General features: G+C 40.4%; 6 protein-coding genes. 3 read left to right on the plus strand and 3 right to left on the minus strand.

Features of this window, described 5'->3' with window-relative positions:
- Nucleotides 1-99: 99 nt before the first annotated feature.
- The gene (locus tag BMX21_RS17915) at nt 100-8,397 is read right to left on the minus strand and encodes a rhamnogalacturonan lyase family protein (RefSeq protein WP_092046536.1); all 8,298 of its coding nucleotides are present in this window, start codon (nt 8,395-8,397) and stop codon (nt 100-102) included.
- A gap of 392 nt (nt 8,398-8,789) precedes the next feature.
- Between BMX21_RS17915 and BMX21_RS17920 the strand changes: the two genes are divergently transcribed.
- The gene (locus tag BMX21_RS17920; protein ID WP_092046539.1) at nt 8,790-9,815 is read left to right on the plus strand and encodes a DnaJ C-terminal domain-containing protein; all 1,026 of its coding nucleotides are present in this window, start codon (nt 8,790-8,792) and stop codon (nt 9,813-9,815) included.
- Nucleotides 9,816-9,913: 98 nt separating this feature from the next.
- Entirely contained in the window at nt 9,914-11,101 is a 1,188-nt protein-coding gene (locus BMX21_RS17925) for an acyltransferase family protein (protein WP_092046542.1), read from the plus strand.
- A 132-nt stretch (nt 11,102-11,233) separates the two neighbouring features.
- On the opposite strand, the gene BMX21_RS17930 is transcribed toward BMX21_RS17925, so the two are convergent.
- Nucleotides 11,234-11,728, minus strand: coding sequence for a hypothetical protein (locus BMX21_RS17930; RefSeq protein ID WP_092046545.1), 495 nt, complete (start codon nt 11,726-11,728; stop codon nt 11,234-11,236).
- A 190-nt stretch (nt 11,729-11,918) separates the two neighbouring features.
- Nucleotides 11,919-13,313, minus strand: coding sequence for an MATE family efflux transporter (locus tag BMX21_RS17935; RefSeq protein WP_092046547.1), 1,395 nt, complete (start codon nt 13,311-13,313; stop codon nt 11,919-11,921).
- A 343-nt stretch (nt 13,314-13,656) separates the two neighbouring features.
- Between BMX21_RS17935 and BMX21_RS17940 the strand changes: the two genes are divergently transcribed.
- Nucleotides 13,657-14,148: a hypothetical protein gene (locus BMX21_RS17940; RefSeq protein ID WP_092046549.1), complete on the plus strand. Its 492-nt coding sequence runs from the start codon at nt 13,657-13,659 to the stop codon at nt 14,146-14,148.
- Nucleotides 14,149-14,430 lie beyond the last annotated feature (282 nt).

The raw sequence follows: 14,430 nt of genomic DNA on the forward strand, positions 1-14,430 counted from the left end.
GTCAATCCTACACTTGGATCTACCTGCCGGCTTGCATATTAGCTTAACTATTATGAAAAAGAAAAATGTAACAGCCTAATACTATCGTCTAACTATCAGTTATCTGATAAAAGCCAGGATCTTAAGAAAGAAGCCGGATTTGATACCTGCAAAGATAAGTCCTGCAAGGATTACAAATACTGATGCTACAGCAGCTGCAGTAGCTACCGGGTTATGATGTGGTGTATCTCCCTGCGCTGTATCTGACTCTTCGATTGTAGTACTCTCTCCCTGCTCAGTAGTAGTCTGGCCTTCGCCTTCTGTTTCTAAGGACTGTGTGTTATCAGACTGATCTGATTCAACGTTTTCTTCTGTACTTTCTGCAATATCTGTATCCTGAGTAACTTCTGCAACAAGTTCCTGTGTATCATCACCACCATTATCTGATGAACCGGTTGCATTGCCTGCGTTACCTGTAGATGTACCTGAAGATGTTCCACTAGGCTGTGGTCTTGTAGCACCAGCTACTTGACCGGGAGTATTGTCTGCATCTGCAACCAGTGTTCCATCCTGAGTAGTCGTGCCGCTTCCTGATGATGTTCCAGATCCTGTAGTAGTACTATTATCTGAAGTATTACCGGAAGCTGTTGTTGAGCTTGTACTGCCTGTTGAATAACTTGTGTTTCCTGTTGATGAGCTTGATCCTCCTGTAGTGCCTGTTCCGGATCCTGTGCTACTTGAAGTATTGCCTGTTCCGGAACTCTGTGTTGATCCTGAAGAACTATTACTTTCTGTATTTGTATTATCAGTATTAGTATTTCCAGAATCTTTGTTATCTGTATTTGTGTTATCGGTGTTACCTGTTTCCTGATTATCTGTTTCCTTATTGTCAGTATTGGTATTGCCAGTTTCCTTGTTGTCATCTGTAGGATCATCGCCAGGTGTATTGTAGTTTGAACCTACTTTTCTTACAACAATACCATCAACTCTAGATGTAGCGCCTGCTGCAAACTCTATAGTAAGCTGACCATCAGTTACACTTACTGTATAAGTTCCTATACTATAAGTAGATGCTGCATTAGATACAGTTACTGCAGTACCCTCTATAGTAGCCTTAACAGTTGATTTGTAATATGAACCTGAAACAACATCAACTTCATAACTGCCGCTTTCTACATCAACAACAAATGTCTGACCATCAGGAATTATGAAATCAGTATATACATTCTTGGGGATCACGCCCTGAGTATATTCATAGCTTTCTGACCTTCCCTGACATGTGGCTGTTCCATCTGTAAAGCCGTAGCCTTTTTCCTTGGAATATGTAAGTCCAAGGCTGTCAAGCGTTTTGCTACCGCCTTTAGGATTGGCTGTCAGTGTAGTCCAGCCATCAGCGCCTGTTCCTGAAGATATACCAAAATCAAAGCTGTAAAGAGCTTCATATCTTACTACAAGATTAAGAGTGAATGTCACATCTGTGCCATTAATAGTACCAGGAACTTTATAAGTTGCAGATGTGTTCATATCTACCTTGGAAGTATCATATGATGCCTGTGCCTGTTTAACTGCTCCGCTATAATAGGTCGCTGCAACTGTATCCGGAAGATAGTCTTCTACTTTGCTGCCATATACAGCTTCTACATAGACATCATCTGCAGATACGATGTAGTCGTCTACTACGATAACTTTTACTGTTACACAGTTCTCATCGCCTTCTACAGATCCTTTAAGGGTGTACTCTCCTACTTTGTTAAGTTCAAGTGAAGATGTATCCCAGGTTACGTTTACGCTGTCAGATGTTCCGTCAAGGAATGTTGCCTCTACAGTCTCAGGCAGTGTTACGCTGCCTCCGACTATAACAGTGATATCGTCAAGCTTTGCATAACCTGTTGCTCCGTTTTCAATTACGTTAACTGTAATCTCTACAGTCTTTGAACAACCCTTAAGTGTTACATCAGCCTTGTAACTTCCAACAGCGCTCATATCAATCTTGGATACGTCTATACTCTTTACTGCAAGATTTGATACGTTGCCGTTTTGATCCTTAACTGCATATGTTTCTTTTAATGAGATGATATAAGCTTCAAGAGCATCATCGTCATCAAATTTCATGGAACCTGGTATATCAAAAGAAACATCTGTATCAATTACAGTAGATACATCAATACCGCTTGTGATAGTGAGTGCCTTGGAATTATAGGAATCCTTACCATCTACAATTGCTGCTATCTTGTATGAATAGCTGTGACCTGCTTCTACATCCTTATCAGTATATACGTATCTTCCTGTTGTATCAGCATCGTCCTTGTTTGTAGCATCGTCCTTAGTACTTGAAGCTTTGCTTTCAGACAGATAGTTGTCATAATCTACGTCTTTGATCTCGATTCCTGTAAAATACATGGAACCATATCCGCTCTTACTGGTCTGTACTACGATATTAAGAGTTCCGTCTGATACTGTAACTGTAGCTGTTATCTTATCAATAGTTATATCACTCTTGCCATGACGGAAATTATTAATAGTAGATACTGTCTCTCCTTCGCAGGATATAGCCTGATAGTAAGCTCCTGATCCGTTTGCTACTATAAATGTTACTTCATAGGTTCCGTTTGGAAGATCTGCATCAAACTCTGCACTTCCATCTGTCTCAAAACCAAATACGGAGTCATACAGAAGATCTGCGTTGTCTTCATCAGTCCATGATCTGTAAGTTTTATTTGATAAAATATTCTTCTTAATAGTTTCACTACTAAAGCCATATCCTGTATCTGAGCTATAAGCAGTATCTGCAAGTACCTGTGTATAGCCATCTTCGACTCTTCCGTTACCAAAGTCAAACTTAAGATATACAGGCTCTGATTCAGAAGAACCTGATCCGGATGATGATCCACCTTCAGAAGCTTTGACCATATCATCTGTATCAATTTCACCTATCTTAGTATAGTCACCTACTGTCTCATTGCCATCAGAATCTACTGTTACATCAGCTCTGTATACGCTATATCCCTCTACATCGTGACCATATACTGATCCATCACATGCCTTAGTATAAAGAACATCAATACTATTTGAGCTTACATCGCCTTCTGAAAGTTTCGATGTTACAAGGCCTTCTGATATCAGATAGCTTGTATGTGCAGGCTGATTGTATCCAACATTCTGCCATGCAATAGCTTCTCTGTACTGAAGATCTGTAAGTGAACATGGGATCACATAATCTGTAGTAATTGTTGTAGAGTAGATTCTGATCTTTGATGCATCATCAGAGCATCTTGCTACTATCTCATCTCTCCAGTCACCAAGGATATCGCCTACAAGTCCTAAATTACCTTTAGTTCCATTAGAGGTTAATACTTCTGAAGATTCAAAAAGTGTGTAGGATATACCATTTTCATAGTCCCACTTCTCAATTGTTGTTGTAAGAGGCACATATGCTGCTGAGTTAAAGGTATGATCCTGCATCTCTGCAAGGAGATCACCATCCCAGTACAGTGAGAAGTTAACAGCTGGTGTGCTTCCTTCTGTAAGTATTATAAGGTTTGATCCATCTGTATCTGATGAATTAAATACACCGGACTGACCAGAATATACACTTGCATTTCTTGAATTCCAGGACGGCTCATCATTGGATGAATAGCTTGGATCTGCTATTGACCAGTACTCAGCGCCTTCTGCTGTAGGATCGATATCAGAAGCCATGCCTCGTCCTGTATCCTTACCTGTGTAGTATCCTGTAAGGATCTCACCAGTCTGAGCATCATGGATCTCAACATGATATGTTGCATTATCATGTTCATGAACATCCATTACCTCAAGTCCGTCGTTGGATGATACAAAATCACTTACATGCTCTGCATCACCATGTCCAAGTCCTGTAGAATACAGAACACTTCCATCATTATCAAGTGTAAGTGAGCCGTATATTATCTCATCTTTGCCATCATTATCTACATCAGCAACTATTACTGCGTGGTTGCCCTGGCCTTCATACTGTGAACCGGCATCGTTGGTATCGAATGTCCAGTAAGTACCGATAGACTGAGTACCGTCATCTGCTGTAGAAAGATAATATGCTGTAAGACAAGTTCTTGTATAATAGCCTCTGCAGAATACTGCAAAAGGTGTTGTTCCATTAAGATAAGCTGTACATGATAAGAATCTGTCTACTCTGTTGCCGTAGCCATCACCCCAAGCAGATACAGAGCCTCTTTCAGGAGTGTACTTAACAGTATCTATTATGGTTCCATCTTCACCGTTGAACATTGTGAAGTACTCAGGTCCGTCGAGAACATATCCTGATGTGTTACGATAATCATTTTTGGTAGAAATAGTTGCTGTATCAAGGTCAGCCATGGAGCATGCTCCGACATAACCTGTTTCTTGAAGGTCAGCGTCGTATGTTGTAGTTCCGTCAGCTGTCTTTACTGCGATCTCTGCACATCCATCCGCATCAAAATCCCATACCTGGAACTGTGTATAATGAGCACCTGAACGGATGTTAATACCCATGTCGATCCTCCACATAAGGCTGCAGGCGCCTGTTGCGAAGTTAACATCATAGGCATCAAGGAAAGTTGTTCCGGTATAGCCTGATCCTGAGTTATCCTTGGCATTGCTTGGATACCACTTAACTATAAGCTCAAGCTCTCCGTCGCCGTCAAGGTCACCCACAGACATATCATTGGCTGTATATGTACATGTAGATCCATCAGGCATAGTCTGATCAGAAGGCTTTACCAGCTGAAGCTCAAGATACTGATTGTCCCAGACCTTGGTTCCGATCGTTTTAAGACCAAGTGATGAGTCGTTGGATCCTACAACTCTGTATACATCAGAAGATGATCCGCCTTCATCGATACAGTTCGTAACACTTATATTAGTAGCGATCCTAACGTCATTACGATATACGGTAAAGGTTGTTGTAAGATTTTTGCCGCTAAAATCACCCTTGTAAGCTCTCCAGCTAAGATATACACCGCTCTTTATTTCTTTTCCCTCAGAATCAGTTGCAGTCACATAGGTGGATGCTCCTGAACTTCCGGACAGGCTTATAGCTACGAGCTGTCTGCTGGAGTATGTCTCAAGACCGCCTGCTACAAGTGTTCCAACTACAGGTGTGATGCATACCTCCGAAAGCTCACCTATACCACCTGCATTCATTGCAGCTACCTTGTAATAGTAGTGAATGTTGGTTGCGACATCATCTTTGTCTGTAAAAGTTGTCTTAGTTGTAGTACCTACTTTGGTGAATTCTTTAAAGCCCTTGTCGCTTTCGGCCTTATCACTTCTGTAGATCACATACTTGATAACCTTGTCAGAGATATCATTAGCATCCCATGAAAGAGATATATAGTTCTGAAGCTCTGATGCATCTTCCTTAGGGCTTGTACATTCTACATTTTTGACTGCGCCAGGAACTGCTACTGATGGATCGATCATCTCCTGTGTTACGATGTTACTTGCAGGAGACTCTACTCCGTCTGCTGTAGTACATGTCATATAGTAAGAATATGTCTCGCCAAGGTCAGCAACCATAGCTCTGCAGTCAAGATCTTTTTCTACAAGCTCATCTGCTGTATAGGTCTTAGCAACACTATAATCTGTATCAGAACTCGTCTTTTGGTATACTGTATAGCTCTTTGCCTCTTCTACAGTATTGAATGCAAACAGGAAAGAAGCTGTAGTATCTGTAAAGGAAAGCTCTGTGATAGTAAGGTTACCGGGTGCTGTAAGAAGGCTTGTGATAGTAAGACCATTGATGTAATTGTTGGTTCCGCCTACTACTATGTTAAGCTGTCCGTCTGTTACGTTAACAGTGGCTGTACATGAGCCAAGAGACTGCTTGCAGGCAATGGATCCTATAGATACGCCCTCTGCAGTATACGCACACTTGATAGTGCTGGTACCTGGCAACAAGTCTCCTGCATAGATAGTAACTTCGTAGCTTCCGTTAGGAATATCTACTGCAAATTCACCTGCTCCAAGGCAGAAATCGTCTGCCATATCAGATGAGTCAGCCTTGCCGTTGCCGCTTCTATAACGGCCGTTGCCAGGCGCTTTGATCCAGCCGTATCCTACTGAGGAGCTATAGCTCTGGCTCTGTGTTACGCCGTTCCATCCCTCCATTGTAGGGGATGAATTGTAGTTAAAGTCGAATCTGTATCCGGCATTCTTGGTTGTAGCTTCTATATAATCTGAAACTTCGCCAAGGCCGTAGCTGTTATAAGCTGCAACAGCATATACGTAGGTAACTCCTGCGCCGCAGTTAGAGTCTGTATATGTACGCTTTGAGGATACAGAATATTTCTCAGCCTTGGTAAAATCAATATCTTCTGCCTTCTGGCCATCTTCAAGAACAGCTCTGTAGATATAGTAAAGCTCTGCGCCTTCTGCGCTGTCCCATGAAAGAGATACGCTTGTAGAACCTTTACTGGTTATCTCAAGTCCTGTAACCTTGGAAGGAGCATCCGTTGCTGCTGTTATTTCAACAAGTGATGCAAGAGCGTCAAGCTGATCATTGCAGGTTCCTACAAGCTTATACTCATTGTCAGTATTATCTGCATAGTCAACGATACCCTGCGCAACTGCCTGCGAGAACTTGAATGCGCCATACCACTGAAGGTGAGTAGCATCTGAAGATCCGCCTGTATATGCGCCTTCTGAATAGTCACCAGCTTCTACACCTGTCAGGAAAAGAGCTTTGGCACCCTCTGCACCAAGGCTTTCGCAGATATCACCTGAACGACTTGTAAGGTCAATGATCGGAATATCATATTCTCCTGCAAGTGATATCATAACCTGACGATATGCTTCAAAGTCTGATTTCCATGTAAGTCTGCCATTTGAATCATAAGTATAGCTGTATCTTGAAACAGGTGTAACGAGTATGGGTGTTGCACCTCTTTGATAAGCACCTCTTACATACATCATGATCCATTTGGAAAAATCTGATGTTGACACATATCTGTTAGGGCGGGATGCTGTTGCATCATTGTGCCCCCACTGTATGAAGAGATAGTCTCCTGCGCCGATATCTTCAAGGATATCTTCAAGTTTACCTTCTTCAACATAAGATTTACTGGAACGTCCGCCTATAGAGCGGTTCTCTATTGTAGCATTTTCTGCTTCATATACCTGTGACTGGGAAAAAGAGGCATTTACTGCTTCTCTTTCTTCTACAAGATCACCAAACCAGTTGCTAAAAGTCTGTCCCCATCCTGTCTGAGGATAGTAATATGCATCATAGGTCTGAACTGTAGAATCCGATGCCACATATAGTGTAGGCTTGGAAGATGCATAATCTGTTGAAAGTCTTGTGATAACAACTTCCTTGATATATACGGATGAAGTAGCTGCATCTGATATAGATGTTGCAGATCCTGATGCAAGGAACTTCATATTAAGGGTTCCGTCTATAAGACTCACTTCATAAGATGCAGTTGCCTCACCGCCTGCGGATATATTAATACCGCTTACCTGTCCGATATCCTCTGCTTCAAGATAAGCAGAATATGAAGATCCAGTCGGGTTAGCAAAAGTAACTTCAACCTTGTAATCAGCATTATAAAGGTCTACGTCCAGTGTAGAAGTGTTCTCATAAGTATAGACACCATAACCTGAGCTTTCAGTTTCAGTCCATACCTTGGACCTGATCTCAAGGTAGTTCTCAGAGTCACTTACATAGGAAGCACTTCCTGTAGAGACATTGGCCTTTCTTTCGTAATATACGCCGCCTGACCAGCCCGTAGGGTCGGTATTATAGTCTACATCGCTAAAACCGTATCCCTTGTCGCTACTATATGTATCTTCGGAAGAGATATTGCCATCTGTTCCAAATACAAAGTCTGCAACCTGAGTATCGCTTGTAAAGTTCTCATATCCGTCATCACCCTGATCAGACATAGGTGAAGTGGTCCTGCCTGCGCCCAAGACGGCGCTTTTAGTCTTGGATTTATCTTTGGTCTCATCATCCGATGCACCAGTTGAAGCACTCGATGCTGCATCAGAAGAGTCTCCTGTTGACGCACTTGATGATGCATCTGCACCATCTTCTGAATCTTCAGCTGTTGCTGCATCAGAAGTCTCCTTAGAAGATGAATCAGAACTTCCCTGAGCCGGATCATCCTCTGCTGATGATGCTGTTGCTGCATTATCAGAGCCTTCAGATCCTGTACTATCTTCTGCACCGGACCCTGTCCCTGATGAGTTATCTGTAGAACCCTGAGAGCTACTATTCTGCTCATCAGAAGATGAAGACCCTGATGAGCTACCAGCCTCTGCGTTTAGATCATCTCCCAGATCTGACAATTGCTCAGCATATGAAACAGTTGATATGCCTGATAAAACTGCAGGCTCTAGCACGACCAGCGACATTATGATAGCCAGAACGCGCTTCGTTCCCCATTTTTTGTTAAACATGCTTGCTCCTTCCCTTTTGTATAGTTTTTAGATGTTTTGTATTCTATAGATATATATTGCCCCTTATACAAAACCGCTTTTAATTGTAATTTTATATGGGATGAGCGGCATGTTTCCATGCAGACAGGTTCAAAGACTTTGCAATATTGACCTTTTTAAAAAATGCTAAATTATTTTGCATAGAACAAAGGAGCATATCTTTACATGGCGGTCTACAATGTTTCGAACATCTAAAGCACGGATATGTAAAATTTATTAAAACTTAATATATCCAAGGCTCAAATCTATTGAATCATTGTTCTATTTGTGATAGAACATAAGTAACAAAAGTATGATCTATTACTTAATAAAATGCAGAAATATTAAGGCATTGTCGAAAGGAGGCGATGCTTATGGCAAAGAGAGATTATTATGATGTCCTTGGCGTAAGCAAGAACGCTACTGATAAAGAGATTAAGTCAGCTTATAGGAAGCTGGCTAAAAAATATCATCCGGATACAGCAGGCAGTGATGAACAGTCCAAGAAGAAGTTCGAGGAAATTGGCGAAGCCTATGCAGTACTAAGTGACCCTGAGAAAAGGAAGCTATATGATACTTATGGCTTTGCAGCATTTGAAAATGGTGGCCCGCAAGGCGATAGTAATAATAGCTCCTATTCAGGTTTTTCAGGCAATGGCAGATATTATACCCACTTTACTAATGATCCCGGAGATATGGATGATATATTCGGTGATCTGTTCGGAAGCATGTTCGGCGGTGCACGCTCTTCAGGCAAAAGATCTTTTCATTTTAATAAAGGTCCTTTTAGTTATAGCAGCGAAGATGAAGGCTATTACAATGATGCCTATAGTGGCGGGTCCTACTATGAAGGCAGTTCACCCTTTGAAGGGGCAGATACAGGAATGCTAGATATCCATTCTAATATAGATGTCTCTTTTGACGATGCAGCCTTTGGAGCAGAAAGAAGACTCCAGATCACAGAAGGTGATGGCAAGACAGTGACTTTGCAGGTCAAGATACCTGCCGGAATCGAAGACGGCAAGAGTATCCGATTAAAGGGTAAAGGCAATCGTATGGGGCGAAAGTCAGGAGATCTGTACCTCAAAGTACATATCCTTCCAAAAGACGGCTTCGAAAGAAAGGGCTCTGATGTCTATACTATAGCAAGAGTACCATTTACTACAGCTGTCTTTGGCGGGGAGGTAATGGTAGATACACTTTACGGCCAGGTAATGTGCAAGGTCCCTGCCGGCATGCAGTCAGGCGGCAAAATAAGGCTTAAGAATAAAGGCGTACCTGTAATGGGCCACAAAGATAGGAGCGGCGACCAGTACGTGACCATAGAAGTCATAGTACCCAAAAACCTCTCTAACCAGGCCTGTCAGAAGCTCAAGGAATTTGAAAAGCTTGCAGGATAAGTAATCGTAATATTCGCAATATATGAACAATAAATAATCATAAATGATAAGCGGTCATACCTCCAATAAACTACGATATATTTATTGGAGGTATAGTTATGCAACAAATGGTATATGCAGTCTATGTAGTACTGCCTGTTATCTTGTTATGGGGAGCAAGATTTACAGGACATGGGAAATTCAACGATGAATTTCTGTCTTTGGAGCAGTCCAAGATGTTGCAAGGATTCCTTGCTATATGCATCATGCTCCATCACATCGCACAAAAGACCTGCGCGCCTTGGATGTATCCGCCAAGTCGTATAGTACACGGTCTTGATATCTTTGTGCCAAGTGGATATCTATTGGTATCCGTCTTTTTGTTTTTTAATGGATATGGGGTTTACAAAAGTTTCCACGCAAAAGAAAATTATCTGAAAGGATATGTAAAAAGAAGAATCCTTCCTGTAGTTCTGGCTCTTTACACTACTACTTTTATCTTCTTCATTGCAAGACTTCTTGTTGGCGAGAAGATGGATGCAAATCAGGTACTGCTCTATCTTACAAGTATTGACCTTTGCAATCCCAACACCTGGTACGTGATCGTATTACCATTCCTTTACCTGTTTTTCTATATTTCATTTAAGATCTTTAAGAAAGACGGCCTCGCAGTCCTTTCTACAACCGCATTCGTTGTCTTATATCTGCTTCTGGGAACCAGTATAGATCACAACGATTTCTGGATAAGAGGAGAATGGTGGTATAACTGCGTATTCTTATTCCCGATAGGAATCATCTTTGCAAAATTTGAAAATAAGATAATCCCGCATCTCAAAAAGTATTACTGGGTATATCTTATCGCAGCACTTGCCGCATACTATCCGCTCTACAGATACTCAGATTTTATCTGCAACATATTTGGCTATTACGGCGAGAACTGGGGTGCACCTGATACGATACTGAGAAGAAGGATAAGCCTTCTGTCACAGATAGTTCTAACATCAGAATTTGTATTCTGTGTACTGCTTCTTAATATGAAACTTAAGATTGGCAACAAGTTTCTTAAGTTCATGGGAAGCATCACACTTGAATTCTATCTGATCCACGGTCTGTATGTAGAGCTCTTTGGATGGCAGTTTGATGGCGGAGTTCCATCTCCTTACCATATCAAATATGTGATCGTATATGTCCTTGTAGTATTTGCCCTTGGCGTAGCATCTGCTGTTCCACTAAAGATGCTGCACGAACTTATACTTGGCAAAAAGAAAGCCGGGCCTGCTTCTAAGAAGCAGCTTAAGGCAAGCTGATCTATGATTATATGCCTATCTATTATCAGATCAATCTGCTTATAATGTGACATTACACAGTTTTTTATCTAAAATCCCCATAAAAAAGCCGCCTCCATAAGGAAGCGGCTTTTTAAATTGATCATCATCTAATTAACGAACATCATCATGTCTGAATCTTAACTGAACCAGATTGTTATCTGCTGCAAGTGCCTTGACAACAAATATGATAGATATGATTCCTGATACAGCACCAAGAACTGTCTGATCCTCAACATTAGTATTATCGAATGATGCATATACTCTTGAATACATATCACCATAATAAATAGCTGCGAAAATATAAGAAATTGTTGTGCCCCATCCACCGAACAGAAGAGATACTGCTAAAGGAAGTACCCATAAAAATCTGTAAATATTAACATCAAGTTCGAATGCTCCAAGTACCTTTACTTTAGATACCCCTGTTGTTACGATCGTAGCCAGGATAAAGATGTTGAGAATCGGAACCCATCCAAGTCCCGGGCTCTGATAACCAAGCTTTCTGAAGACCTTCACGAAAGCAAGGGATGATAACACATATAAAAGTGCTAAGATAACAAATCCCCCAAATATAAATCCACCAAATAAACCAAATAATAATTCCATAAACTTTTTTCCTCCTAAAACTAAAGCGGTGTTTCTTGATACGACAACTATACTATGTCATAAGACATAAATAAATATACAAAAACAGCAAATTAAAGGGGGTTATTTTGTATTTTTGTTATATTTTTCACAAGGAGACAGGTTTTATCTGGCTTTGGAGATACCATTACGTCCAAGTATAAGGATTAAATCAGATATTATCTCTTGTAATGTTTTTGACCCATTTATAGCTAAAATATCTTTTGAACACAAAAGGCCACTTTACAAACTCATCTGTAAGAAGAAGGAAATATACCCACTTGACAGGAAGCTTTAAAACAAAAGCGGCTATAAAACCAAGCGGTACGGCATAAACCCACATATCGATCGTGTCACAGATAAAGCCAAACCTTGTATCTCCGCCCGCTCTGAAAACACCTACTATTATAGATGTATTAACAGTCTGTCCCATACAGTAATAGCTTTGAAGCATGAGCATGAACTTAAGAAGGTCTTTGGCCTGAGGTGTCAGTGAAGCTCCTGATACTATAAGCGGCGATACCAGTAGTATGATAAGACCACCTATTAGTCCTGTTACCGCTGATAGTATGACTAGTCTGTGAGCTCCTGCTTTTGCTTTTTCAAAATCATTACGTCCAAGCATCTGACCTAAAATGATACCTGTTGCTGATGCAAGGGCAAATCCTACTACCGTTCCAAAATTCCTTGCAACTGTTACAACAGAATTGGCAGCAACAACGTCCGAGCCCAGATGACCCATTATGATAGAATACGTAGAATATGCAAGTCCCCAGGATACATCATTTAAAACTGCAGGTATTGCAATCTTAAGAAAATCTCTCCACAAGAGCTTATTACTTTCAAATATCTTGGCAAAGTTTAATTTGACATCCTTGGATTTTTTGGAAAAAACAAGGCAGATCACAAACTGGATAAAACGTGACAGGCTGGTACCAAGAGCAACTCCTGCTATCCCCAGCTTTGGCATTCCAAAAAGTCCGAAGATAAATACAGCATTAAAAAAGACATTGAGAACAGGTGCTGTGATACTAATGATAGTAGCTTCAGAAACTCGTCCTATACTTCTAACTACAGCTATGTATACTTCTGATATACACCAGAATATAAGGCCAAATGAAACAATCCTTAAATAGGTGATACCAAGACCTATTATCTCTTCTTCAGGAGTAAATAACAGCATCATATATCTGGGAATAGTGACAGAGCAAAGCGTCACCAGGATTCCAACTATAATCGTAATACGAAGAGCTATACCCTGGACCTTCTCTACGGCTCTTGGATCACCCTTGCCCCAGTACTGGGCACAGAGCATAGTAGCACCTGTTCCCATTCCGTAGATAACCATACTTATAACATTTACATACTGCACGGCAAGTGCAGATGCAGATAGAGCGCTCTGCCCGACATAATTGAGCATGATAACATCAGCCGATGATACGGCTGCGCTTAATAGATTCTGTATGATTATGGGGAATACTATCCTCCATAGATGCCTGTAAAAAGATGTGTCGATCAGTTTTTTCCTTGCTTCCACTTCTACTACTATTACTCCTAAACTATCCATTTAATTTATTGTCAGTATATACAGCAACGTCTATTTATACGCAAATTTATTGCATGACATACTTCTCTAGAGGATTCTAGCATATATAGCTTATTTAATCACTTGAATACCACTTTTTTTACATAAAATTTTAGTAAATTACTAATACAAAATCAGCGGCAAGATACCATGATCATATTCAGTAATGTGGTCTTAATCTAGTCTAATTCGCCGTTTTTACTGTTTTATATATATAACAATTGATATATACTAAATTCATAGTAGAGCTCATGTCATGAGCGGCTAATGATCCGACATTAGTGGCAACAACGCCATATATTCAAACGCAAAGGGGAATTATAAGATGAGACAATTTTTAACATTATCAGGTGGATTTGGTTTTGGAAGTTTTACTATTGTGGCTATCGATTACATAATAACTTCTCTTACACTTGTCAAAATACTGAAAAATATTGGATATCCAAAAAGCGAATATGCCTGGATCCCTGTATTTAACATCTACGTGCTGGCAACCGTTATGACAAAAGGCATTAAATCAACCAACGCATTCTTTGTTAATATTCCGACTAACCGATACCGTCTTGGGTGGCTTGTTATCATGCTCCTTAGTATTATCCCAAAACTTGGAACTCTTGCACTTCTTGCAAGGATATTCTATTATGGAGATCTGTATGCAAGAGTATATGCATCTTTAGAGCATGATAGTGTTGATAACTATAATGGTATTGGAATCATCTCCGCACTCGTACCTATCATTGTAGTCATAAAGACTCTTTCTGCACCTGATATGCCTATCAAAGTTGAGCATAGAAACGCGGATATAATTGAATTATAAATTCAAGAAGTCATTTAGTGTGAAGTTTTAAATTTGAAAGTGTTCAACTTTCAAACCCAAATTGATGACGCGAGCTCCATCAATTTGAACCATTAATCACTCGCTTTGCTCGCGACATGAGGTTAAAAATGTATAAAGAATTTGAAAGCTGGCTTGATGCTACAATAGAAAAAGGCCTTCCTGTTGGGAATATAAGGTAAATAGTATAATAAATTATAATTAAGCCATATTTTAAGCGGAGTGTGCATTGATTATATATAATTAAACTTTATAATCAAACAT

This window comes from Butyrivibrio sp. TB, from assembly GCF_900110805.1.
GTDB classification, from domain to species: domain Bacteria; phylum Bacillota; class Clostridia; order Lachnospirales; family Lachnospiraceae; genus Butyrivibrio; species Butyrivibrio fibrisolvens_C.

What these genes read in the sequence shown, in the direction of transcription:
- BMX21_RS17915 (WP_092046536.1), bottom strand. Translation starts at nt 8,397, where the DNA reads ATGTTTAACAAAAAATGGGGAACGAAGCGCGTTCTGGCTATCATAATG.
- BMX21_RS17920 (WP_092046539.1), top strand. Translation starts at nt 8,790, where the DNA reads ATGGCAAAGAGAGATTATTATGATGTCCTTGGCGTAAGCAAGAACGCT.
- BMX21_RS17925 (WP_092046542.1), top strand. Translation starts at nt 9,914, where the DNA reads ATGCAACAAATGGTATATGCAGTCTATGTAGTACTGCCTGTTATCTTG.
- BMX21_RS17930 (WP_092046545.1), bottom strand. Translation starts at nt 11,728, where the DNA reads ATGGAATTATTATTTGGTTTATTTGGTGGATTTATATTTGGGGGATTT.
- BMX21_RS17935 (WP_092046547.1), bottom strand. Translation starts at nt 13,313, where the DNA reads ATGGATAGTTTAGGAGTAATAGTAGTAGAAGTGGAAGCAAGGAAAAAA.
- BMX21_RS17940 (WP_092046549.1), top strand. Translation starts at nt 13,657, where the DNA reads ATGAGACAATTTTTAACATTATCAGGTGGATTTGGTTTTGGAAGTTTT.